Origin of the sequence: Mycobacterium sp. SA01 (assembly GCF_041287105.1) — a bacterium.
GTDB lineage: Bacteria > Actinomycetota > Actinomycetes > Mycobacteriales > Mycobacteriaceae > Mycobacterium.
Genome location: NZ_JBGGNO010000017.1, coordinates 79,848 through 103,324 on the forward strand (window position 1 = coordinate 79,848; position 23,477 = coordinate 103,324).

Sequence of the window (23,477 nt, forward strand, 5' to 3'; positions counted from 1 at the left end):
CCGTGAGGCGTATTTCTCAGTCCATGCACGACAGTACTGGGTGGACGGGTGATATCCGTCAAGAATGGCGGCTGAGCCGGAACGTCAGGTTGTTGCGCACCGCAGGCCATTCGATGTCCAGGATGGAGTAGACCACGGTGTCCCGGCGGGATCCGTCGGGCAGCAGTTGATGGCTGCGCAGCACGCCGTCGAGCTTGGCGCCGAGGCGCTCGATCGCCGCCCTGCTGACCTGATTGAAAAAGTGGGTGCGGAATTCCACCGCAACGCAACCGAGTTCGTCGAACGCATGGGTGAGCAGCACCAGTTTCGCCTCGGTGTTGACCCCGGTCCGCCGCGCCGCCGCCGAGTGCCAGGTGTGGCCGATCTCGAGCCTGCGGTTGGCGGCGTCGACGTGGAACAGACTCGACGAGCCGACGACCACCCCGTCGGTGCGTCTGCGGATCACATAGGTCACGCCTTCGTCGGCGTCCTGCATCGCCCGCATCCGGCTCACCCACGCCGCGGCGGTCTCCGGCGTCGGCGCGCTGGTGAACCACAACTCGCCGACGTCGGCCGCGGCGGCGGCGATCTCGGGAACGTGGGATTCGTGCAGCGGCTCGAGGGAAACCCATTGCGCGCCGGTCAAAGTGACCGGTTCGACGAATCGGCTCATCTGCGGCGCACCAATGCGGTGATCAACGCCCACACCGAGCAGATCACTGCGCCCGCCGCGCACACCGCCCCGATGTAGAAGCCGTACGCCGCCGACACCGATCCGCTGACGTTGAGGTGGTAGTACCAGTAGGTCAGCACGCCGAGCAGCATCGAGATCACCAACGCCGCCGCGGCGGCCAGGCGCGGGGACAGGTTGCGCGCCACCATCGCACCGGTGACGATCAGCGCCGAGGCCAGCAGCACGATCAACTGACCGGCGCCGAATCGTGGCGGCAGCACGATGCTGCCGACGGTGCCGCCGATGGCGCTGGCCCGGCCACCGCCCGCGACCGAGGTCGTCAACCACGGCAGCCAGGCGCTGACGGCCAGGACCGCCGCGCAGAGCGCGACGAACCAGCCCGCGCGCAGGTGTGCCATGGTCCGACCCTAACCCGCCGCATCCAACACGCCGGGGTGCCGCATCGACAACGTCCGGTCCAGATCCAGCCGGGACAAGAACTCGTCGTCGTGGCTGACCACGATCACCGCGCCGCGGTAGGCGCGCAGCGCGTCGACCAGCTGGTCCACGCTGGCCAGGTCGAGATTGTTCGTCGGCTCGTCGAGCACGATCAGCTGCGGCGGCGGATCGGCCAGCAGCAACCGCGCCAGCGCCACCCGGAAGCGTTCTCCGCCGGACAGGGCCGCCACCGGCCGGTACACCGAGTCACCACGCAGCAGGAACCGGGCCAGCCGAGTGCGCACCAGGGCGGTGTCGGCGTCTGGCGCCCCGGCACGCACGTTGTCCAGGACGCTGGCCTGCTCGTCCAGGCCGTCGATGCGCTGCGGCAGGTAGCCGATCCGGTCGGTCAGCACGCGACCCGCGGTGCCGGCGATCAGACCCTCCAGCAGCCGGGTCTTGCCGATGCCGTTGCGGCCGACGACGGCGATACGCTCCGGACCCATCACCACCAATGGACCACGTACACCCGGTAATTCGGCGATCCGGCGGCTGGCCGGCACATCGGGATCGGGCAGGTCGACGCGAATGTGCTCGTCGCTGCGCAGCCTCGCTTCGGCCGCCTGCAGCGCGTCGGCGGCCTCGGCCGCCGAGGCGTCGAGCCCGGTGCGTAATTTGCCCGCCGCCACCTCGGCGGACGAGGCCCAATTGTTCATCACGATCTTCGGTGCGCGCTTGTTGGCATAATCCTTATGCGCCTTGCGATTTCGACGTGCAAGCTTGGTCTCGGCGGCGGCGCGCTGACGCTTCTGCGCGCGCACGCTCTGCTCGGCGGCGGATACCGCCTGCGCCGCCGCGGCCTGCTCGGTGTCCAGCTGGGCGCGGAATTCGCGGTAGGGACCGCCGAAGGAGGTGAGCCGGTGGTTGTGCAACTCGGCGGTGTGGTCCATCCGGTTCAGCAGCGCGACATCATGACTGACGATCACCAGCGTTCCCGGCCAGTCCGCGATCAGGTCGAACAACCTGGCCCTGGCGTCACGGTCGAGGTTGTTCGTCGGTTCGTCGAGCAGCGTGATCGCCGCGGCCTGCAGCCGAAGTGCGGTGACCGCCAACAACATCGCCTCCCCGCCGGAGAGCTGCCCGACGGTCCGGTCCAGATCGTCAGGCCCCATGCCGATGACGCCCAGCAACTCGGCGGCCCGGTCCGCGACGTCCCAGTCCTCGCCGATCACCTCGAAGTCGCGTTCGGTCGCCGAGCCGGATTCGATCGCCCGCAGCGCGGCCAGTTGCGCTCCGACACCGAGTACGTCGGCGATCGACACGGCGACGTCGAGCGTCAGCGTCTGCGGCAGGTAGGCGACGTCACCGCCGGTGCGGATCCGGCCCGCCGTCGGAGTGAGGTCACCGGCGATCAGCCGCAGCAGCGTCGACTTGCCGCTGCCGTTGGCGCCGACCAGGCCGGTGCGGCCGGCGGGCAGAGTGGCGCTCAGGCCGTCAAGCGCGACGGTTCCGTCCGGCCAGGCGAAGTCGAGGTCGATCAGTGTGATGGCGAAGTCGGTAGGCATGGGTCTCCCAGTGGTGGTCGGCGAGCAGGTGAGCTGCGCTGTGATCCACGACGGGGACCCTCCTCACTGGACGAAAGACTTCAGAAGACGTCAACGGGCGCCACGGTAATGGCCCAACACCGACGCCGGCAACCGATTTATCCCTACGCTGTGCCCATGACGGATCTCCCCGACTGGGTTCGCGAGCTCGAGCTGGGACCCCATCCCGAAGGTGGCTTCTTCCGCGAGACCTGGCGCAGTGACCTGATTATCGGCGAATCCGCCCTGCCGCCGGACTACAACGGACCGCGTAACGCCGGTACCGCGATCTACTTCGTGCTGCTGCCCGGCCAGCAGTCCGCCTGGCACACGGTGCGCAGCGCCGAATTGTGGTTCTATCACCGCGGCAGCCCGCTGCTGCTCGATATCGGTCCGGAAAAGGACAGCGCCACAACGGTTCTGCTGGGCCCCGATATCGTCGCCGGTGAACAGCCGCAGGTACTGGTGCCGCCCGGCCACTGGCAGCGCGCCCGTCCGCGCGACGACGAGCCGACGTTGGTCAGCTGTGTGGTGGTGCCGGGCTTCGACTTCGCCGACTTCGCATTGGCCCCACCTACCGACTGACGCTCCGCAGCACGTCGAACGCGGCGGCGACGAGTTCGGCGTTGCCCGGGGCCGGTGACCCGTCCGGCAGCGTCACGGTGTCTTCCAGCCCGATGCGGGTCTGCACGCCGCGCAGTCCCGCGTGGGCCAGCAGCGGCCAGCAGCTGTCGTCCAGGCCGTGCAACAACGCCGGCGCCGGCGACTCGGCCCGCCGGATCCTCGCCAGCAGGTCGTCGGCGGTCGCGGTGTCCCCGTCGGCCGGGAGTTCCACCATCACCCGAAGGCAGTGCGGGGCCAGGGGCGAACTCGCCCAGGATTCGGCGGCGTCGGCATGAAAGATGCCCGCCTCCACCCCGATGCCCCGGCTCAGCAGCAGCTCCGCCAGATCCTGGGCGCCGGGCTCATGCCAGTTGACGGAGGCGAAGTCCGGCAGCACGGTCCAGGACTCGACGGCGCGCAACCGGCGCTGCGGATCGGGCAGCGCCCAGAATCCTGTCGTCACTCCCAGCGGCAGCCCCGGCACCGCGTGCCGGACAGCGCTGACCGCCGCGCCCACCGTCTCCGGTTCGAGCGAGTCGACCCCGTCGGCGGTCTTGGGGTGCAGATGCACCGCCATGGCTCCGGCAGTGTGCGCGGCAACGGCGGCGGCGGCCAGTTGCTGCGGCGACACCGGGAGTCCGGCGTGCTGGTCGGGGGTGCGAGCGCCGTTGATGCAGGCTTTGACGTAGGGGGCAGGGGGTACGGAGGCCATGACGTCATTCTCACCCGCCATGGCGAGACTTTCCGAAGTAGCGTTCCCCTATGCGGGGCCACACCATCGTCTGCGGTGACGACGCGCTCGGGTTGCGGATCATCGACGAGCTGAACAATGCCGGGGTCGGTGTCGCGATCTCGCAGGCACCTGAGGATCTCGAGGGCGCCGGGATCGCCACCGCCGATGCGGTGATCTGCGCTGACGACGACGATGCGCTCAATCTGGAGATCGCGCTGCTCGCACGGCAGGCCAACCCGAGGGCGCGCATCGTGGCTCGGCTGTCGAATGCGGTACTGCGTGAGGCCATGGCCGACGGGAACGGGCCCGGCGCCATCCTCGACGTCGCCGACCTGGCAGCGCCGTCAGTGGTCGAAGCGCTGTTGAAGCGGACCACCCACACCATCTCGGTGGCCGGGGTGGACTTCGTCGTCACCGGGGCCACCGCGCGCCAGGACGGCAGCCTGCGGGAGATCTTCGGCGACCTCGCCCCGGTCGCGGTGATCCGCGGCGAAGGATCGGACAATCCCGGCGAGGTCATCGCGTGTCCGGGCCGCGACATACAGGTTCGCGCGGGTGACTGGACGGCGATGATCGGCACCGTCGACGAACTCGCCGACCGGGGTATCGAAGTCGCCAAGCCGATACCGGCGTCGCCGCGGGCGCGGCCGCTGTTCGTCCGGATCTCCGACGCGGTCCGGGCGTTCGCCGACGACTTGAACCCGATGTTCTACCGCGCGCTCGCGGTGTCCGCCACCTTGCTGGTCGGCTCGACGATCATGTTGCGCTTCGCCTATAAGCAGCCAGGGATGGATTGGATCGACGCGCTGTACTTCTCCGCGGAGACCATCGCGACCGTCGGGTACGGCGACTTCAACTTCCTCGATCAACCCGACTGGCTGCGCTTGTGGGGCGTCGTGATGATGTTCGCCGGCGTCGCCACCACCGCCATCGTGGTCGCGTTCGTGGCCGATGTGCTTCTCTCGCATCGTATTTCGCAGGCCGCCAGTAAGCAGAAGGTGCGTCACCTGCAGCGCCACATCGTGGTGGTGGGCCTCGGGTCGTTCGGGATCGGGGTGGCGGCGGTGCTCAAAGCGGCCGGGCACGACGTGGCCGTGATCGAACGCGACGAGGACAACCGCTACCTGTCTGCCGCGGCCGAACTGGGTGTGCCGGTGATCTTCGGTGACGCCACCTTGCGCCAGACGCTGGAGGCCGCCCGTATCGACGACGCCCGCGCGGTCGCGGTGCTCACCCAGGACGACGTGGTCAACATCGAGACGGGCATCGTGGTGCGCGAGATGCTCGGTCCGCGAGCACTTCCCGAGATCCAGCGCCCTGACGTTCCGATCGTGCTGCGGATCTACGACCGGGCGCTCGGATCGGCGGTCGGCACGCGGTTCCAGTTCGAGTACGTCCGTTCGACCGTCGACCTGGCCACGCCGTGGTTCATCGGTGAAGCGATGGGCCTCGATGTGCTGGGGACGTTCTCGGTCGGGCAGCGGTCGTTCATGGTGGGTGCGGTGCAGGTTCAGCCCGGCAGCGAACTGGACGGCATCCGGATGTTCGAGCTGTCGACCCAGACCCGGGTCATCGCCATCGCGCGGGCGGAGACCCCGCTGCGGCTGCATCCGCGCCGCGACACCCAGCTGATCGCCGGCGACACCGCCTACCTCGTCGGCCCCTACCGCGAGTTGATCGCCACCCTGCGCAAGGGGCAACAGGCGTCGCACCCGGGGACGATCAACGGGCCGATACAGACAGGTTGATCACCTACCCTCTGCTCATGACGCAGTCGGGTGAGCAGGTGACGAGGCGCGACGACATCCGTCGCCGCCTCGAGGAGCGCTACCGGCGCCTCGCGGAGTCCCGCCGCCTGAGCCCGATCACGGCGCTGGTTGCGCGGTACAACGACATCGACGGCGGCACCCAGGGAGCCGTGGTGTCCACCCAGCTGTTCACCACGGTCATTCCGTTGATGATCATCGGCTTCAGCTACCTACACGGGTTCGCCGACAACGCCAGTCCCGGCACCATCTTCACCCGCCAGTTCGGCCTCGAACATCCGCTGTCCGACCGGTTGCGGGAAGCGTTCGGCAATTCGGCGGGGCTGCGGGCGGATTGGACGTTGATCGGGGTCGCGAGCTTCCTCGTCTGGGGCATCCCGATGGCGGCCTCGGTCGCGACGATCTTCGGCAAGGCCTGGCGCCGCGAGCAGTACAGCGTGATGACCCGGTTACTGCGCGGCACAGCATGGTTCGCGTTGTATCTCGTCACCATCGCGGTGCGGGAGCGGATCATGTTCGGCCATCACCACCACGGTCTCCCCCGCGCACTGTTGTTCGTCGTGGGACTGTTGCCGGTGTGGCTGTTCTGGTCGCTCACCCCGGCCCTGCTGGTGCGCGACGGCGGCCGGGGCTTGCGTCCGCTGGCCCTGGCCGGCCTGGCCGGCGTGGTCATCGACGGCGTCGTGATCCCGCTGGGCTCCCGCCTGGTATTCCCCTCGCTGCTGCACGACTGGGATGGGTTCGGCCCGATCGGCGTGGCGATGGCCCTGCTGATCTGGTGCGGCGCGGTGGGCACCGGCTGGGTGCTGACGGCCTGCGTGGGTGCGGTGCTGTGGGAACGCAACGCACCTTCGAAGATGGTGGTCGATTCCCAGATCGCCTAGGCCAGTCGCAGCACGCGTAGGGCGTTCTCCTTGAGGATCTTGCGCGCCACCGCGGGGTCGATGCCGAGCGCCTCGAAGTCCTGCCGCCAGCGGTCCAGCGCGATGTAGGGGTGATCGGTGCCGAACAGGGCCTTGGTGCCGAGCTGCCGCTTCAGGGCCGAAACGAGTTGCGGCGGGAAGTATTTGGGCGACCACCCGGACAGGTCGATGTACACGTTGGCTTTGTGCGACGCGATCGCGATCTGCGAGTCGACCCACGGCACCGCCGGGTGGGCCATCACGACGGTGAGCTCGGGGAAGTCGGCGGCGACGTCGTCGAGCAGCATCGGATCGGAGTAGCGCAGCTTGATTCCGTGCCCGCCGGGCAGCGCCGACCCCAGTCCGGTCTGGCCGGTGTGAAACAGTGCGGGCACGCCCGCAGCGGCGATCGCCTCGTAGATCGGATAGCACCGGCGATCGTTGGGTTCGAAGCCCTGCAGGCTGGGGTGGAACTTGAAGCCCTTGACCCCATAGTCGCCGGTCAGCTCGGCCACCCGCCGCACCGCGTCGGAATCCCATGGGTCGACGGACCCGAACGGGATCAGGACGTCGTTATTGCGCACCGTCCCCTCGATCAGCTCCTCGACCGAGTTGGGCCGGCGCCCCGACACCGTGTGGGCGTCGATGGTGAACACCACCGCGGCGGTGTTGTGCTGGCGGTAGTGCGCGGCGAGGTCGTCGACGCGGGTGAAGTAGTCGGCACCGAGCTTGAAGTACCGGCCGGTGGCCTCGGCCAGCTCGTCGTCGTAGGCGCAGTGGCCGCTCGAGTCGACCTCGACATGGGTGTGGAAGTCGATGGCGTCCACTGCCGAGAGGTCGATCGCGGGTTCGTACCTGACCGTCACCGACGCAGTCTAGGAGAGCTCGGCGCTCCTCCGTGGATTTCAGGACCAAAGTCCCTACCGGCCGGTAACCCTCCCGGGCTTCACTGCTGTGTGCTCAAGGTGTTCCTGGTCGACGACCACGAAGTCGTGCGCCGCGGTTTGGCGGACCTTCTCGGCGCCGATGCCGAACTGACGGTGGTCGGCGAGGCTGCGACCGTGGCTGAGGCACTGGCCCGTATCCCGGCCGCCGCGCCCGATGTCGCGGTGCTCGACGTCCGGCTGCCCGACGGCAGCGGGATCGATCTGTGCCGGGATCTGCTGGCCGCCAACGACGACCTGCGCTGCCTCATCCTGACGGCGTTCACCGACGAGCAGTCCATGCTCGACGCGATCCTGGCCGGCGCCAGCGGCTACGTGGTCAAGGACATCCGCGGGATGGCCCTGGCCGAGGCGATCAAGACCGTCGGAAGTGGAAAGTCGTTGTTGGACAACCGCGCCGCGGCCGCCCTGATGTCACGCCTGCGCCGGGACACCGAGCAGGACGAGCGGTTGCGGGATTTGTCGTCCACCGAACGCACCCTGCTGCAGCTGTTGGGCGAGGGCCTGACCAACCGGGAGATCGGCCAGCGGATGTTCCTGGCCGAGAAGACCGTGAAGAACTATGTGTCGCGGCTGCTGCTCAAGCTCGGCTTCGCCGGGCGCACCCAGGCGGCGCTGTTCGCCGCCGAGAATCTGGGCCGCCACGAGCCCGGCCCGGTGATCGCGCCCTAGGTCAGACGGAGATCTCGACGGCGGGTTGCAGGACGAACGTCGCGCGGCAGGAGCGTTCGACGAACAGCGGCACGAATTCCCGGATCCTGGCGTCGTCGAACCGGCGGTAGGTACTGTCCACCGTCTCGGTGATGATGTGGTCCGGCACATACGGGAACGATTCGGTCAGGCGGCTGACCACCTGATCGATCTGGCGCTGCTCTTCAGCACGTTCCACGCCGGACATCATCGGACGAAATACGCGGTTTGCGCAACTATCGGCACCACGGCGGATGGCGGGTTGATAGCGGGTTGATGAACAGCGAGCGGTGACAGTTGTGTCGTTCCACCCGGTGCGCGCGCCGTCATCCGGTCGGATACAGTTCGGCCGTGACCTCACCGAGCAATGTGGACGCGGGCGACCAGACGCCCGAGTCCGCGAATCGCCTTCAGGCCGAACATCTCCGGGAGATGCTGTTGGCCCAGTGCGAGCAACTCGACGCTGACCTCGCCACCTACGGCTTGGCGCTCGAGCGTTACCAGCGGCGCGGTGAGCAGACGCAGGCGCGGCGTATTCGCGGCATGATCCGCGCTGCCGAACGCGAGCGTCGCTCGGTGCAGGATCTGATCACCGGGCTGGAGTGCCGGTTCCTGGTCACGGAGACCGCTCGCGGCGAGCAGGCCCGGCGCATCCCCGGCCTGGGCGCCGCCCGCCAGAGCGCGCCACGCGTGCATCCCTACCCGACCCCGCACCGGGTCATCAGGAACTAGCGCTCGGACGGACGCGAAGGCTACGACGGAGCAAAGACGGCCACAAAGCGGTTCAGCGACTCCTTGATGTCGCCCTTCAGCGCGCCGGCCACGACCATGCCGATCGGGCCGAACAGTGCCGCGCCGCCCAGGTGCACGTCCATGGTCACCACCGAGGTGCTGGCGTCCTTGTCGTTCGCCCGCACCTTGCCGATCAGCTTGACCTTGACCCCGCCCACACCGGCGCCGTTGAGCGTCATGGCCTCCGGCGCCTTGAAGTGGACGATCTCCCACTTCACCCGGTTGGGCATGCCCTTGACCTCGACGATGGATTCCACGACGGTGCCCTTTTCGAGCGTCTCGGGCAGCTTCGAGCGCCACACCCGGTGGATGGTCAGCCAGTCCTTGTAGCGCGAGAGGTCGGAAGCGTGCTGCCACGCCTGCTCGGGCGGTAATGGAACGTCTACGGATACAGAGAGTTTCGCCATAGGTCAGCTTGGTTCGTCGCCCTTGTCGGTGCGGTTGGAGTCGACGTAGTTCTTGGCGGCATCCTGCACCTTGTCGACGGTGCCGGAGTACTTGCCCTGCGTCTTCTGGTCGATGATGTCGCCGGCCTTGTCGATGGCCTGGCCCACCTTGTCGGCATTCTCACCCAAGACTTCCTTGGTCTTGCCGAGGGCTTTGTCGAGGAATCCCATCGGTCAATCTTGCACCGCGGGCTCGGTCCGCCACAACATCCGCCGTTCGCCCAGCACCCGGCCCTGCACCCACCAGGCCACCTCGACCAGACCGGCGGCGAGCAAACCCATAGCCAGACCTGTCGAGGTGATCTCCAGATTGGACGGGTCGAGCATGAACGCCTTACGCGCCGCCGGTATGGCGAAGATCACCACATAGGCCAGTCCGGAGGCGGCCACCAGTGCCACCCGCCACCACTGGTAGGGCCGGGCGACCACCGCGAGCACCCAGACCGCCCCCATCAGCAGGGTGATCAGCGCGGCGGTCGAGGCCTGGGTCTGCTCGGTCACCGTCGCGTCGGTCTTGTGATTGGCGATCAGGTAGGACGCGTAGGTCATGACGCCGATCACCACCCCGGACGGCAGTGCCGAGGTCATCACGCGCCGGACGAACCCGGTGTGGGCCCGTTCGTTGTTGGGCGCCAGGGACAGGATGAAGGCCGGGATGCCGATGGTGAACCACGCCGCGATCGTCACGTGGATCGGCTGGAACGGGTAGAGCAGCGAGGGCGTGCCGAACAGCTTGTGGGACAACCCGGCCAATCCCACCAGCAGGGCGAGCAGGACCGAGTAGACGGTCTTGGTGAGGAACAGGTTGGAGACCCGCTCGATGTTCCCGATGACGCGCCGACCCTCGCCGACCACGTAGGGCAGGGTGGCGAATTTGTTGTCCAGCAGCACGATCTGCGCCACCGCGCGCGACGCCGGGGAGCCCGATCCCATCGCCACCCCGATGTCGGCATCCTTGAGCGCCAGCACGTCGTTGACGCCGTCGCCGGTCATCGCGACGGTGTGGTCGCGCGACTGCAGGGCGTGCACCATGGCCCGTTTCTGGTCGGGGCGCACCCGGCCGAACGTGGTGTAGGTGGCCATCGTTTCGGCCAGGGCGTCGGTGTCCGTCGGCAGCCGGCGGGCGTCCATCGTCTCGCCGTGCAGGCCCAGCGCCCCGGCCACCGCCGCCACCGACACCGCGTTGTCGCCCGAGATCACCTTGACCGAGACATGCTGCGAGGCAAAGTATTCCAGCGTATCCCGGGCGTCTGGGCGGACCCGCTGCTCGAGCACCACCAGCGCCACCGGGGTGAGCTGCCCGGGCGCATCCGGACTGTCCACGGGCAGGTTGCTGGCGCCGAGCAGTAGTACCCGCATGCCGCGCGCGCCGATCTCCTCGGCCTGCGCGGCGGCCGGCGAGTCAGGGTCCAGCAGGACGTCAGGGGCACCGATCAGCCAGTTCCCCTGCTCGGCGTAGGACACCCCGCTCCACTTCGTGGCGGACTTGAACGGGGCTGCGGCCGTTGCGGTCCAGCCCGGCGCGTGCGGATAGGCCTCGGCGATCGCCTGCATACTGGCGTTGGGCTTGGGGTCGTCGGCGGCCAGTGCGGCCAGCACGTCGGCCACCCGCTGGTCGTCCTGGCTCAGCGCGGTGACCTCGGCCAGCCGCATGCCGTTCTCGGTCAGGGTGCCGGTCTTGTCCGCGCAGACCACGTCGACGCGGGCCAGCCCTTCGATGGCGGGCAGTTCCTGCACCAGACATTGCCTGCGCCCCAACCGGATAACCCCGACCGCGAACGCGATCGACGTCATCAGCACCAGGCCTTCGGGAACCATCGGCACCAGGGCACCGACCATCCGCAGCACCGACTCCCGCCAGCCCACGTCCGTCGTGAACAGCTGGGTGTAGATGACCAGCAGCCCGGTGGGCCACAGCAGGTAGGTGATGAACTGAAGGATCTTGTTGATGCCGCTGCGCAGTTCGGATTTGACCAGGGTGAACTTGCTGGCCTCCTCGGCGAGCTTGGCGGCGTAGGCTTCCCGGCCGACCTTGGTGGCGCGGTAGGCGCCGGTGCCGGCGACCACGAAGCTGCCCGACATGACGGTGTCGCCGGTGTGTTTGGCGATCGGGTCCGCCTCGCCGGTGAGCAGCGACTCGTCGACCTCGAGGTTGGCGGCCTCGAGCAGTTCGCCGTCGACGACGATCTGGTCTCCCGGGCCGAGTTCGATGATGTCGTCGAGCACCACCTCGTTGGGCGGCAACGGTTTTGTGCCCGTCTGGCGGCGCACGGTGGGTCTGGCCTGTCCGACGATGGCGAGGTTGTCCAGCGTTTTCTTGGCGCGCAGTTCCTGGATGATGCCGATGCCGCTGTTGGCGATGATCAGCAGCCCGAACATCCCGTTGATCAGCGACCCGGTGGACAGCACGATCAGCAGCAGCACCCCGAGGATGGCGTTGATGCGGGTGAACACGTTGGCCCGCACCACCTCCGCGACACTGCGCGAGGCGCGGGTGGGGACGTCGTTGGTCTGGCCGGCGGCGATCCGGGCAGCGACGTCGTCTGCGGACAGGCCTGCCGCGACGGCGGCGGTCATCGGGTAAAGGTTCCCATCTTGTCCTCGTCGTAGTACTCGAGGGTCAGCTTGTCGCCGTCGAAGGTCGCCGTGGAAATGCTTCCGGGCGGGAAGTTCTCGGAGGGGAACGTGAACGTGAAGACGTCGCCGTCCCAGTGGCTGAGTTCGAGGGTGTCCGGCCGCGGCCCCAGCGACAGCGTGAGCTTGCCGTCCTTTTCGGCGACCACGGCCGCACCCCAGTAGTCATTGCGATAGGTGCCGGCATACCTGGCGGCGGGCTGGGCCGGGGCCGGGTTGGCCGGCGGTGTCTTGCCTGCCAGCGTGCCGAACGGCTTGTCCATGTCGGCGAACGCATGCGCGTACAGCGCGCGCCAGTCCTGTCGCACCTCGCCGAACTGGACAAGGTCGGCGAATTCGGCGGTCAGCGTCTCCGGGATGCCCGTCGGGGTGGCGTTGGTCAGCGCGACGATCGCGACGTCGGCCGACGGGATGATCACGAAGTTGGTTGCGGCGCCGAGGTCGAACGCCCCGGAATGGCTCAGCTGCACCCGGGCCGCGGACGTGGTACCGACGTTGAACCCGTACCCGTAGAAGCCGGAGCGCATCGCCGGCTCCGTCGGCGGGTTCGACACGATCTGCGGGGACACCGCGGGCAGCAGCGCGGCGGGGTCGACGATCTGCCGGCCGTTGTACTTTCCGTCGGCCAGCATCATCGTCAGCCAGTGGGTGAGGTCGTTCACCGAGGAACTCACCCCACCGGCGGGCGCTTCGGGGTCGGCGTCGCGCTTGTAGAGCGGCTTGTAGGCCCCGTCGATCCGGATATGCCCGACCGCCTTGTCCGCCCTGGCCTCGTAGTCGGCGAACCGGGAGCTGGTCGACGCCATGCCCAGCGGCCGGTAGAGCACCTCGTCGCTGAGGTCCTCCCAGGACTTGCCGGCCGCCACCGCCACCGCCTCGGCGGCTGCGGTCAACCCGAAGTTTGTGTATGCGTAGGAGATTCGGAACGGCGCCAGTGGAAGCTGGCGCAGGCGTTCCAGGATGTAGCGCCGGTCGTAGCCGAGGTCCTCCAGCTGATCCCCGGCGTGGTCGGGCAATCCGGAGCGGTGCGAATACAGGTCGCCCACGGTGACCATCCGGGTGGCGGCCGGGTCCGACAGCGCGAACCACGGCAGCTTGTCGATCACCGGGGTGTTCCAGCCGATGGCGTTCTGGCTGACCTGATGGGCGACCACGGTGGCACCGATCGGTTTGGACACCGACGCGAGCTGGAACACCGTGTCCGGATCGACCTTGTTGGCGGGGTCGTCGGCGGTCCGGGTGCCGTCCTTGACGCCAAAGCCCTTGGCGTACACGGTTTTACCGCCGTGCACCACCGCAACCGCCATCCCGGGGATGCCCGCGGACTTCATCAGGTCGGCGGCGATCCCGTCGAGTTTGGCGACGGCGTTGTCAACGGCGTTGTCCGGCAGCGCCATGGCGGGCACCAGCGGCGGTGGCTGGTCGGACAGCGACGGGCGCGCCTCGGGCTTGGATGCCGGGCCGCTACACGCGGTGAGCGCGGCGACCAGGGCGACGATCGCGGCGCGTGCTGCCAGAGCGGTCATGGGTTGCACCGTAGTGGCTCACAGTTGCCACCACTTGTCTATTGCTTCCGCCGCGCCCGCGACGACCCGGCCACCGGGTCTCGGCACCGCCGCCTGTACGCCGGCATCGTCGGCGGCCGCCAGCATGCGCTCGACCGGCTCGGCCCACGGATGGGGAGCCAGCCGGAACGTGCACCAGTGGATCGGGACCAGCAGCCCGGCGTCGGTGACATCGCGGTGGGCGCGCACCGCCTCCTCCGGGTTCATGTGGATGTCCGGCCAGGACTTGTTGTACGCCCCGATCGGCATCAACGTGAGGTCGAAGGGGCCGTGCTGGGCGCCGATGTCGGCAAAGCTGCGGGTGTACCCGGTGTCGCCGCCGAAGTAGGCGCGGTGCTGCGGGCCGATGATCGCCCACGACGCCCACAGCGTGGTGTTGCGGGACAGGAACCGGCCGGAGAAGTGCCGCGCGGGCGTGCACACCAGGGTGAGGTCCCCGACGCGGACGTCGGCGTTCCAGTCGAGTTCGATGATGCGCTCCGGCGGGACACGCCACTGGCGCAGGTGAGCGCCGACGCCGAGCGGCACGACGAACGGCGCCCGCTGGGTGCGGACCAGCCCGAGCACGGTGTCCATGTCGAGATGGTCGTAGTGGTCGTGGCTGATCACGACCGCATCCAGCGCGGGTAGCGCCTCCAGCGGGGCGGGCACCGGGTGCAGCCGCTGGGGCCCGACGGTGCGCGAGGGCGAGCAGCGCTCACTCCACACCGGGTCGGTGAGCACCCGGTAGCCGTCGATCTCCAGCAGCGCCGTCGAATGGCCCAGCCAGCTGACCGCCAGCGGTTCGGACTCGGTGGCCGCCGGGGTGACCAGCGGCACGGTGCCGTCGGGGCGGCTGGCCGAGCGGCTGGACAACATGTCGAACAGCACGAGGCGGCTTTCCTCGGAGTCCAGCCGCAGCGCGGAGGCGGGCTCCAGGTTGTGGAACACTCCCTCGCGGTAGTTGGGCGAGGCGTCGGCGACCGGCCGGATGTCGGCGGGCCCGGCCCCCAGCGAGGCGGGGGCGTCGTTGAGGGCACGCAGCAGCCACCCGCCGCCGGCCAGCGATGCGGTGCCGGCGGCCAGCCGAAGAGCGGCCCTCAACAAGTCAGGCCCCCTTGAACTCGGCGGCGCGCTTCTCGATGCGCGCCACCTGGGCCTCGATGACGTCCTGACTGCCCCACGCCTTGTCGAACAGTTCCTTGTGGGTGGGCCACTGTTCCTCGTATGCACCGTCGTCGTTGAGCACCCGCTTGGACGCCTGCAGCGACAGTGGCGCCAGCCCGGCGATCTCCTGTGCCCAGGCCTGCGCGTCGGCCAGGTCGCCGAGCCGGTTGGCCATTCCGGTCATCAACGCGGTGTCGGCGTCCAGCTTTTCCGCGCCCAGCAGCATGCCGCGGGCCCGCCCGTAACCGGCCAGCGAGGACAGTCGCCGTACGCTCCAGTTATCCAGCGCCAGACCGTACTTCGCGATCGGGAACTGGAAGTAGGCACCGGGGGCCACCACGCGCAGGTCACAGATCATGGCCAGTTGCACGCCCGCGCCGATCGCGGGCCCGTTGATCGCGGCGATCACCGGCATCGGCGCGGCGTCGATCGCCTTGTTCAGCGCGATGGCCTTGTCGGGGAAATCGGCGGCGAACACGTCTCCGGACAGATCTGCGCCCGCACAAAATACGGTGCCCTGGCCGGTCAGCACGATCACGCGGACGTCCTCGGCAGCGGCCTTCTCCACCGTTTCCCGCAGCGTGTCGACGAGTTCGGAGTTGAGCGCGTTGCGTCGTTCCGGACGCTGCAGCTCGATGGTGGTCACATCCCCCACGCGGTTGATACCGATCATGGTTCGAGGGTACTGGCCCGATAATGTCGTCACGTGACCCGGATCGGGGCTGCCGAACTACGCGACGCCGCGCTGGACCCTGGTTCCTTCCGGAGCTGGGACAGTGCGCCGCTGGATGTCGGAGCCGACGACGCGTACGCCGCTGAGCTGGAGCAAGCGCGCACCAAGAGCGGCTTCGACGAGGCGGTGCTGACCGGCGAAGGCACGATCTACGGCCGTCGGGTTGCGGTGGTGGCCTGCGAGTTCGACTTCCTGGCCGGATCCATCGGGGTGGCCGCCGCCGAACGCGTCACAGCGGCGATCGAACGCGCGACCGCCGAGAAGCTGCCGCTGCTGGCGTCACCGAGTTCGGGTGGCACCCGCATGCAGGAGGGCACCGTCGCGTTCCTCCAGATGGTGAAGATCGCCGCGGCCGTCACTGCGCACAAGCGCGCCCATCTGCCGTACCTGGTGTATCTGCGGCACCCGACGACCGGCGGGGTGTTCGCATCCTGGGGTTCATTGGGCCACATCACCGCCGCGCAGCCCGGTGCGCTGATCGGATTTCTCGGGCCCCGGGTGTACGAGCAGCTCTACGGCGAACCGTTCCCCGCCGGCGTGCAGACCGCGGAGAACCTGTTGCGGCACGGCGTCATTGACGCGGTCGTCGGCATCGAAGCGCTGCGCCCGACGTTGAACCGTGCCCTGAAGGTCATCACCGACGCCCCTGGCTCCTCGCCGGCGGCGCTGCCCGACGAGCCGATCCCGGATGTCCCGGCGTGGGAGTCCGTCGTCGCATCACGGCGACCGGACCGGCCGGGGGTGAGCTGGCTGCTGCGCGAAGGCGCGACGGACCGGGTGCTGCTGTCCGGCACGCACGGCGATGCGGCCACCACGGCACTGGCACTGGCCCGGTTCGGTGATCAGCCTGCCGTCGTCGTCGGCCAGCAACGCGTGGTGGGCGGTGTGGTCGGCCCGGCAGCGCTGCGGGAAGCCCGCCGCGGCATGGCGCTGGCCGCTGGGCTGCGGCTGCCGCTGGTGCTGGTGATCGACACCGCCGGGCCCGCGCTGTCGGCGGAGGCCGAACAGGACGGGCTGGCCGGTGAGATCGCCCGCTGCCTGTCGGATCTGGTCATGCTGGACACCCCGACGGTGTCGGTGCTGCTCGGCCAGGGCAGCGGCGGCCCCGCGCTGGCGATGGTGCCCGCGGACCGGGTGCTGGCCGCCCAGCACGGCTGGCTGGCCCCGCTGCCGCCGGAAGGTGCCAGCGCCATCGTCTTCCGCGACACCGACCATGCCCCGGAACTGGCTGCGGCACAGGGTGTCCGGTCGCTGGACCTGCTGCGCAACGGCATCGTCGACGCGATCGTGCCCGAGCATCCGGACGCCGCCGACGAGCCGGTGGAGTTCGCGCGCCGACTGTCCGTGGCGATCGCACGCGAGATCCATGATCTGCGCGAGACCCCCGCAGAGCAGCGGTACGCCGCCCGGCTTGCGCGGTACCGGCGAATCGGCCTCGAGTCGTGCTGACATCGCACGGAGAGCGAACTTCTCGCCGAATCATCGCTCTCGGTGCGATGTCAACGTTCGGCGCAGTCCAACAACGCGGTCACCTGCTCGTCGGAGGTCTGCCGGAAGTCGTCGTAGCCCTGCCCGACAGCGCTGAAATACCTTGGTGCGCAGGGACATACCACGTCGTCGGCGTAGGAACGCAGCTCGGCGACGGTGTCCGGCGCGCCGATCGGGGCGGCCAACACCACCTTCGCCGCGCCTCGCGCGCGAGCCACCAGGCACGCCGCCCGCGCGGTGGAGCCGGTGGCGAAGCCGTCGTCGACGATCAGCACCACCCGCCCGGCCAGCGGCTGCGGAGTCCGGCCGCCCCGGTAGCGCGCGACGCGGCGGGCCAGCTCGGTGCGCTGCTCGGCCTCCACCTCGCCGATCTCGGCGTCGCTGATCACCACGTGCCGCAGCACCGACTCGTTGATCACCCGCACGCCGTCCTCACCGATCGCACCGAAGGCCAACTCGGGCTGGCCGGGCACACCGAGCTTGCGCACGACCAGCACGTCGAGCGGGGCGGCCAGGGCCTTGGCGACCTCGAAGGCCACCGGCACGCCGCCGCGGGGCAGCCCCAACACCAGGACGTCGCGCCCGCGGTACGCCGTCAGACATGTGGCGAGCCGACGGCCCGCTTCTGCCCGATCGGCGTAGCGCTGCATACCGTCGAGTATCGGCGCGCGGGCGTGATCAGGCTAGAGTCCGAGATCCTTGCTCCGGAGCCAGGGCCGAATGGTTTCGGTGAGCTCGTCCTTGCATTCCACCGGCAGCCAGTGTCCGCCGGTCAGATTCGTCACCGTGAGGTCCGAGCACGCGGCCCGCATCGGGTCGCCCTGGCGATTGCCGGTGATGCTGCAGATGGGATCCCACTCGCCGTTGACGAACAGCACCGGTTGCGACAGTCGGCCGCCGTCGGGTGCCCTACGGGCATAGGCGATGTTGGCCTCGTCGTTGGTGTACCAGGCGCACGGTCCGCGGAACCCGTGCGCTTCGAATGCCTGGACCAGCACGTCGAAATCGTCAGGTGGCCACAGCGCCGGGTCGGCGGCCGTCGGCGGGGCGCGGTGCGCGGACCCGAAACGTCCCCCGTTACGGGTGACCACCGCCGTCGGCGAAACCTTTCCGATCGCGTCAGGGCTGCCGCGCCGGTACACCGAGGCCAACGTGGCCGCGTGGTCTGCGTCCAGATCGGCGACCGCCGCCTCGAAATGCGTTGTGTAGTAACGGTAGTAGTCCCATTGACCGTCGGGGTACTGCTCGACCGGGTAGATCTCCCGATCAACGAGCGGTACCAGGGTGGCCAGACTGTTCGCGTCCGGGAAGTACGCCCACGATGTCAACACGACTCCGCGGCTCCGCTCGGGTTCGTGCGCGGTCAGCGCGCCCGCCACGATGCTTCCCCAGTCGTGGCCGACCCAGATCGCCGCGTCACCACCGAGGTGATCGTGCAATTCCACCATGTCGGCAACAATCTCTTCCATGGCATAGGCGTCGGTGGCCGCAGGCGCCGATGAGCCCCCGTAGCCCCGCAGATCAGGGGCGACGCAGCGCCACCCGTCAGCGGCGAACGCGTCCAGTTGGGCGTGCCAGATCAGCCCGATGCTCGGCCAGCCGTGCAGGAAGATCATCAACGGGCCGTCGGCGGGTCCACTTTCGAGATAGTGCGTCGTATGCCGCGGCGTGCTGGCGGTTCGGGCGATCACGCCAGCGATTCCAGCCAGGCTCGGTGCAACGCGGCGTAGCGGCCTTCCGCGTCGATCAGCTCACTGGGCGGTCCGTCCTCGACGATGCGCCCGTGCTCCAGCACCAACACCCGGTCGGCGATTTCGACGGTCGACAACCGGTGGGCGATGATCAGCGCCGTCCGGTCGGCCAGCACGGTCCGCAGCGCGCGCTGGACCAGCCGCTCGCTGGGGATGTCCAGCGACGACGTCGCCTCGTCGAGGATCAGCACCGCGGGGTCGGCGAGGAACGCCCGAGCGAACGCGATCAGCTGCCGCTGCCCGGCCGACAGCCGCCCCCCGCGGGTGGCGACGTCGGTGTCGTAGCCGTCGGGCAGCGCGTCGATGAACTCGTCGGCCCCGACCGCGACCGCGGCGGCGTGCACCTCGGCGTCCGACGCCGACGGGCGGCCGAACCGGATGTTGTCGGCGACGGTCCCGGAGAACAGGAAGTTCTCCTGGGTCACCATCACGACGTGGCGGCGCAGGTCGCTTTGCGCGAAGTCCCGCAGATCGACACCGTCGAGGGTGACCGCACCCGAGGTCGGGTCGTAGAACCGGGCGATCAGCTTGGCGATCGTGGTCTTACCCGCACCGGTGGTGCCGACCAGCGCGACGGTCTGCCCGGCCGGCACGACCAGCGACAGCCCGGGCAGCACCGGCCGGGCCGGTACATAGTTGAATTGCACGTCGCGGAAGGCGATTTCGCCGTTGATCCGGTCGAGGTGCACCGGCTCCGGCGGGTCGGCTATCGCGGGCTTCTCGGCCAGCACGCCGGCAAGTTTCTCCAACGCACTGGACGCCGACTGAAAGGTGTTGAAGAACTGCGAGATCTCCTGCATCGGCTCGAAGAACATCCGCAGGTACAGCAGGAACGCCGCAAGGGTGCCGATCGTCATCTCGCCGTGCAGCACCCGGTAGCCGCCGTAGAGCAACACCACGCCGGTGGTCAGGTTGCCGACCAGCTTGACCGCGGGCATGAAGATCGCCAGCAGCCGGAAGGTCCGTTCGTTGTCGAAGCGGTACCGGTCGGCGACGTCATCGAAGATCTCCTGATTGCGCGGCCCGCGCCGGTAGGCCTGGACCGCTTTGATGCCCGTCATCGTCTCGACGAACTGCACGATCACCAGCGCGGCGCTCTCCCGCACGCGGCGATAGGTCTTGGCCGACTCGGTCGAGAACCACCACACCAGCGCCACGAGGATCGGGAAGGCGGCCAGGCACATCAGGCCCAGCTTCACGTCGAGGGTGACCAGCAGGATCGCGGTGCCGAACAACGTCAACACCGCGGTGATCAGGCTGTCGAAGCCGGTCTCCAGCATGTCCTGGATGGCGTCGACATCGTTGGTCAACCGGCTGACCACCCGGCCGGAGGTGTAGCGGTCGTGGAAGGCCACGTCGAGGCGCTGGAAGTGCCGGAACACCCGGCGGCGCACCTCCAGCAGCACACTCTGGCCGATGCGGCCGGAGCGCTTCAGGAACGTCATCCGGCTGATCGCCTGCACGCACACCACACCGCAGAGCACCGCGACGACGATGATCAGTTCGCGCGCCGGACCACCGGCAAGCAGCGGCGGGATGGCGTGATCGATACCGCGCTGGACCAGAAGCGGAACCGACAGCCGCGCAGCGTTTTCCACCACGACGACGAGCGCGAGCAGCGCGACCGTCGCCTTGAACGGCGCGAGCAACGAGCCCAGCAGCGCACGGGCCTCACGTTTACGCGGCGTGGCCTCGTCGATCGGCAGGTCGTCGGGTTCCTCGTCGAGCCGCCCCCGCCATTCGGTGGCGGTCATCGCTGCCGGCCCTCCGACGCCAGGTAGTCGGACGTACGCCGGGTGGCGCCCCGCTGCTCGCACGCCTCCTCATAGGCGTGATCCAGCCGGTGGCGCTCGTCGTCGTCCTCCCAGTCGCAGCGCACCTCGCTCCCGTCGTCGAGCTCGTCGTCGGCGGCGAGCAGGAAGCGGTAGCGCGGAACGGTGGCGAGCAGTTCCGCGTGGGTGCCGATATGCGTGATCGTGCCCGCGCCGTCGACGGTGTCGAGCAGCGCGACCTTGTCGGCCAGCAGGACCGTCGAGGCGCGGTGCGCGACCACGACGGCCGTGACACCGGCCAGCACCCGCCCGAGAGCCTCGGTGACCACAGCCTCGGTGTGCACGTCGAGCGCGGACAGCGTGTCGTCGAGCACCAGGACCCGTGGTGCGGCCAGGATGGCGCGGGCCAGCGAAAGCCGTTGCCGCTGACCGCCGGACAGGCTCATGCCCTGTTCCCCGATCCGGGTCTGCAGACCGTACGGCAGGTCGTAGACGAATTGCGCGGCGGCGATCTCGACAGCGCTGCGCAGCTCGTCCTCGGTGGCGTCCGGGCGGCCCAGCTTGAGATTCTCGGCAACCGACATGGAGAACAGCGTCGGATCCTCGAACGCGGTGGCGACGGTGGTGCGCAGCGCGTCCAGCGACAGCTCCCGGATGTCGGTGCCGTCGATGCGGATCGCACCTTCGGTGACGTCGTAGAGCCGCGGCAGCAGGCCGGCCAGCACCGACTTGCCCGAACCTGTGGCGCCGACGAGCGCCAGCGTCTCCCCCGGTTCGACGGTCACGGTGACATGCCGCAGTGCGAACGTGTCACTGTCAGCGAACCGAAACCCCACATCGTCCAATTCCAACCGCCCGCCGCGCGGCGGATGAGTGCGGGGACCGTCGGTGATCTCTCGGGGTGCATCGAAGATCTCGGCGATCCGGTTGGCCGCCGTCATCGCCTCCTGCGTCATCGACAGCAGGAAACCCAGCGACGCGATCGGCCACACCAGCGACAGCATCATCGTGATGAACGCGACCAGCGTGCCCATGGTGACCAGGCCGTGCCCGGCGGCATACGCGCCGAAGCCGAGCACCACGATCAACGTGAGGTTGGGGATGACCTCCAGCAACGTCCAGAACTTCGCCGACACCGCGACCTTCTGGATCTGGGTGTCGTACAGCGTGCTGGCTTGGGCGTCGAAGCGGTCGTAGACGTAGTCCTCGCGACCGAAGGACTTCACCGCGCGCAGCCCCAGCGCCGACTCCTCGACGTGGGTGGCGACATGGCCGGCCTGGTCCTGGGCTTGCCGGGCCAGTTGGGTGAAGGTGCGCTCGAAGTGCAGCACGATCAGGGTGATCGGCGCGATCGAGACCAGCACCACGACACCGAGCGGCCAGTACATCGCCAGCAGGATGATGGTGACGACGGTGATCTGCAGGATGTTGAGGATCAGGAACACCAGACCGAACGACAGCAACCGTCGAATCACGTTCAGGTCGTTCATGATTCGCGACAGCAGCTGGCCCGATTGCCAGCGGCCGTGAAACGACATCGGCAGGATCTGTAGCCGGGCGTAGAGGTCCTTGCGGATGTCGGCCTCGACACCCATGGTGGCCCGCGAGACCAGCCAGCGGCGGATGAACCACAGCACCGCCTCGGTGACGCCGACCGCCATCGCGGCGGCGCCGACCACCCACAGTCCCCGCTGGTCCTGGTGGCGGACCGGTCCGTCGATCACCGCTTTGGTCATCAACGGGATCGCTACGGTGGCCGCCAGGCTGCTGATCGCGATGACGAGCATCGCGATCCACCGCGCGCGGTACGGCATCAGATATGGCAGCAACCGGAACAGATCGGAGGCGGACCGCCCGGACGTGCGCGGCGCGGCGATGGCCGGTTCGGACACGATTTCGGAAGTCACCTCGTCCACCCCACCATTTCCCTTGACACCGATCACCGCCGAACTTATGCGGCACATCCGACATGACTCCCCTGCATTCGATGATCCCATGGGAGTGCAATTGGTTATCGGACGTGATTTTTCAACGCTAGAACCTCAACAACGATTGAGGTCAAACCCTTCCGGCGCAGGTCACCGTGTCGCGTCGGCCTCCCACTGATACGGGCGTCGATCAGGCAAGATAGTGCCCATGGACAGTAGTTCAGCCGCACCCCGAGTACTGGTGGTCGACGACGATCCCGACGTGCTCGCCTCGCTCGACCGCGGTCTGCGGCTCTCCGGATTCGAGGTCTCCACCGCCGTCGACGGCGCCGAAGCCCTTCGCTCGGCCACCGAAACCAAACCGGACGCGATCATCCTCGACATCAACATGCCGGTACTGGACGGTGTGAGCGTGGTGACCGCCCTGCGCGCGATGGACAACGACGTGCCGGTCTGCGTGCTCTCGGCCCGCAGCTCGGTCGACGACCGGGTCGCCGGCTTGGAGGCCGGCGCGGACGACTACCTGGTCAAGCCGTTCGTGCTGGCCGAGCTGGTGGCCAGGGTCAAGGCACTGCTGCGCCGCCGGGGCGCCACCGCCACGTTCTCCTCCGAGACGATCCAGGTGGGCCCGCTCGAAGTCGACATCCCCGGCCGGCGCGCCAGGGTCAACGGCGTCGACGTCGACCTCACCAAGCGCGAGTTCGACCTGCTGGCCGTCCTCGCCGAGCACAAGACCGCGGTGCTGTCCCGCGCGCAACTGCTCGAGCTGGTGTGGGGCTACGACTTCGCCGCCGACACCAATGTGGTGGACGTCTTCATCGGTTACCTGCGCCGCAAGCTCGAGGCGGGCGGCGCACCCCGACTGCTGCACACCGTGCGCGGCGTCGGTTTCGTGTTGCGCACCCAGTGAC

22 protein-coding genes and 2 pseudogenes are annotated in these 23,477 nt (G+C 68.6%); 7 read left to right on the plus strand and 17 right to left on the minus strand.

The window, feature by feature from the left end; all coding sequences use genetic code 11:
- Positions 1-58: 58 nt before the first annotated feature.
- From AB4879_RS10455 to AB4879_RS10470, 4 genes and pseudogenes are all read right to left on the minus strand, one after another.
- Entirely contained in the window at positions 59-652 is a 594-nt protein-coding gene (locus tag AB4879_RS10455; RefSeq protein ID WP_370507539.1) for a GNAT family N-acetyltransferase, read from the minus strand.
- Positions 649-1,071, minus strand: coding sequence for a hypothetical protein (locus tag AB4879_RS10460; RefSeq protein WP_370507540.1), 423 nt, complete (start codon positions 1,069-1,071; stop codon positions 649-651). Before AB4879_RS10460 ends, AB4879_RS10455 begins: the two co-directional genes overlap by 4 nt.
- Positions 1,072-1,080: 9 nt before the next feature.
- Positions 1,081-2,208 carry an AAA family ATPase gene (locus AB4879_RS10465; RefSeq protein ID WP_370507879.1) on the minus strand — a complete coding sequence of 376 codons (1,128 nt, stop codon included), beginning with the start codon at positions 2,206-2,208 and terminating at the stop codon, positions 1,081-1,083.
- Positions 2,200-2,553: pseudogene (locus AB4879_RS10470) on the minus strand (ATP-binding cassette domain-containing protein); the annotation flags it as partial. The gene AB4879_RS10465 and the pseudogene AB4879_RS10470, both read right to left, overlap by 9 nt.
- 258 nt (positions 2,554-2,811) lie before the next feature.
- On the opposite strand from AB4879_RS10470, the gene AB4879_RS10475 reads away from it, so the two are divergent.
- On the plus strand, positions 2,812-3,258 hold the full coding sequence (locus AB4879_RS10475) for a cupin domain-containing protein (RefSeq protein WP_370507541.1): 447 nt from the start codon (positions 2,812-2,814) through the stop codon (positions 3,256-3,258).
- Here the strand turns inward: AB4879_RS10475 and AB4879_RS10480 are convergent.
- Positions 3,248-3,988 carry a 3-keto-5-aminohexanoate cleavage protein gene (locus tag AB4879_RS10480; RefSeq protein WP_370507880.1) on the minus strand — a complete coding sequence of 247 codons (741 nt, stop codon included), beginning with the start codon at positions 3,986-3,988 and terminating at the stop codon, positions 3,248-3,250. The two genes, AB4879_RS10475 and AB4879_RS10480, sit on opposite strands and share 11 nt — an antisense overlap.
- Before the next feature lie 50 nt (positions 3,989-4,038).
- On the opposite strand from AB4879_RS10480, the gene AB4879_RS10485 reads away from it, so the two are divergent.
- Positions 4,039-5,757 carry an NAD-binding protein gene (locus tag AB4879_RS10485; protein ID WP_370507542.1) on the plus strand — a complete coding sequence of 573 codons (1,719 nt, stop codon included), beginning with the start codon at positions 4,039-4,041 and terminating at the stop codon, positions 5,755-5,757.
- A 17-nt stretch (positions 5,758-5,774) separates the two neighbouring features.
- Entirely contained in the window at positions 5,775-6,659 is an 885-nt protein-coding gene (locus AB4879_RS10490) for a hypothetical protein (RefSeq protein WP_370507543.1), read from the plus strand.
- Here the strand turns inward: AB4879_RS10490 and AB4879_RS10495 are convergent.
- Positions 6,656-7,543, minus strand: coding sequence for an amidohydrolase family protein (locus AB4879_RS10495; protein ID WP_370507544.1), 888 nt, complete (start codon positions 7,541-7,543; stop codon positions 6,656-6,658). The two genes, AB4879_RS10490 and AB4879_RS10495, sit on opposite strands and share 4 nt — an antisense overlap.
- Positions 7,544-7,633: 90 nt before the next feature.
- Here AB4879_RS10495 and AB4879_RS10500 point away from each other — a divergent pair, with 90 nt between their 5' ends.
- Positions 7,634-8,293, plus strand: coding sequence for a response regulator (locus AB4879_RS10500; RefSeq protein WP_370507545.1), 660 nt, complete (start codon positions 7,634-7,636; stop codon positions 8,291-8,293).
- A 1-nt stretch (position 8,294) separates the two neighbouring features.
- Here the strand turns inward: AB4879_RS10500 and AB4879_RS10505 are convergent, their stop codons facing one another.
- On the minus strand, positions 8,295-8,519 hold the full coding sequence (locus tag AB4879_RS10505; protein ID WP_232077486.1) for a three-helix bundle dimerization domain-containing protein: 225 nt from the start codon (positions 8,517-8,519) through the stop codon (positions 8,295-8,297).
- Between the two features lie 143 nt (positions 8,520-8,662).
- On the opposite strand from AB4879_RS10505, the gene AB4879_RS10510 reads away from it, so the two are divergent.
- Positions 8,663-9,043: a hypothetical protein gene (locus AB4879_RS10510; protein ID WP_142391409.1), complete on the plus strand. Its 381-nt coding sequence runs from the start codon at positions 8,663-8,665 to the stop codon at positions 9,041-9,043.
- Between the two features lie 20 nt (positions 9,044-9,063).
- Here the strand turns inward: AB4879_RS10510 and AB4879_RS10515 are convergent, their stop codons facing one another.
- Genes AB4879_RS10515 through AB4879_RS10540 form a run of 6 tightly spaced genes read right to left on the minus strand, consistent with a single transcriptional unit; the run spans position 9,064 to position 15,567 of the window.
- Positions 9,064-9,510, minus strand: coding sequence for an SRPBCC family protein (locus AB4879_RS10515; RefSeq protein ID WP_102808738.1), 447 nt, complete (start codon positions 9,508-9,510; stop codon positions 9,064-9,066).
- Positions 9,511-9,513: 3 nt separating this feature from the next.
- A complete protein-coding gene (locus AB4879_RS10520) occupies positions 9,514-9,720 on the minus strand; it encodes an antitoxin (protein ID WP_370507546.1) in 207 nt (68 codons plus the stop codon).
- 3 nt (positions 9,721-9,723) lie between these two features.
- On the minus strand, positions 9,724-12,126 hold the full coding sequence (locus AB4879_RS10525) for an HAD-IC family P-type ATPase (protein ID WP_370507547.1): 2,403 nt from the start codon (positions 12,124-12,126) through the stop codon (positions 9,724-9,726).
- Entirely contained in the window at positions 12,123-13,709 is a 1,587-nt protein-coding gene (locus AB4879_RS10530; RefSeq protein WP_370507548.1) for a serine hydrolase, read from the minus strand. Before AB4879_RS10530 ends, AB4879_RS10525 begins: the two co-directional genes overlap by 4 nt.
- A gap of 18 nt (positions 13,710-13,727) precedes the next feature.
- Positions 13,728-14,834, minus strand: coding sequence for an MBL fold metallo-hydrolase (locus AB4879_RS10535; protein ID WP_370507549.1), 1,107 nt, complete (start codon positions 14,832-14,834; stop codon positions 13,728-13,730).
- A gap of 1 nt (position 14,835) precedes the next feature.
- Positions 14,836-15,567: an enoyl-CoA hydratase gene (locus AB4879_RS10540; protein ID WP_102808743.1), complete on the minus strand. Its 732-nt coding sequence runs from the start codon at positions 15,565-15,567 to the stop codon at positions 14,836-14,838.
- 33 nt (positions 15,568-15,600) lie between these two features.
- On the opposite strand from AB4879_RS10540, the gene AB4879_RS10545 reads away from it, so the two are divergent.
- Complete coding sequence (locus tag AB4879_RS10545; protein WP_370507550.1) at positions 15,601-17,076, plus strand: carboxyl transferase domain-containing protein; 1,476 nt, start codon at positions 15,601-15,603, stop codon at positions 17,074-17,076.
- Positions 17,077-17,129: 53 nt separating this feature from the next.
- Here AB4879_RS10545 and AB4879_RS10550 read toward each other — a convergent pair.
- The 4 genes and pseudogenes from AB4879_RS10550 to AB4879_RS10565 all read right to left on the minus strand — a co-directional run.
- Positions 17,130-17,765, minus strand: a pseudogene (locus AB4879_RS10550) (phosphoribosyltransferase); the annotation flags it as partial.
- Between the two features lie 33 nt (positions 17,766-17,798).
- Complete coding sequence (locus tag AB4879_RS10555) at positions 17,799-18,806, minus strand: alpha/beta hydrolase (protein ID WP_370507551.1); 1,008 nt, start codon at positions 18,804-18,806, stop codon at positions 17,799-17,801.
- Positions 18,803-20,620, minus strand: coding sequence for an ABC transporter ATP-binding protein (locus AB4879_RS10560; protein ID WP_370507552.1), 1,818 nt, complete (start codon positions 20,618-20,620; stop codon positions 18,803-18,805). Before AB4879_RS10560 ends, AB4879_RS10555 begins: the two co-directional genes overlap by 4 nt.
- Positions 20,617-22,554 carry an ABC transporter ATP-binding protein gene (locus AB4879_RS10565; protein ID WP_370507553.1) on the minus strand — a complete coding sequence of 646 codons (1,938 nt, stop codon included), beginning with the start codon at positions 22,552-22,554 and terminating at the stop codon, positions 20,617-20,619. Before AB4879_RS10565 ends, AB4879_RS10560 begins: the two co-directional genes overlap by 4 nt.
- 220 nt (positions 22,555-22,774) lie before the next feature.
- On the opposite strand from AB4879_RS10565, the gene AB4879_RS10570 reads away from it, so the two are divergent.
- Positions 22,775-23,476, plus strand: coding sequence for a response regulator transcription factor (locus AB4879_RS10570; protein WP_036341235.1), 702 nt, complete (start codon positions 22,775-22,777; stop codon positions 23,474-23,476).
- The last annotated feature ends 1 nt before the right edge of the window (position 23,477 follow it).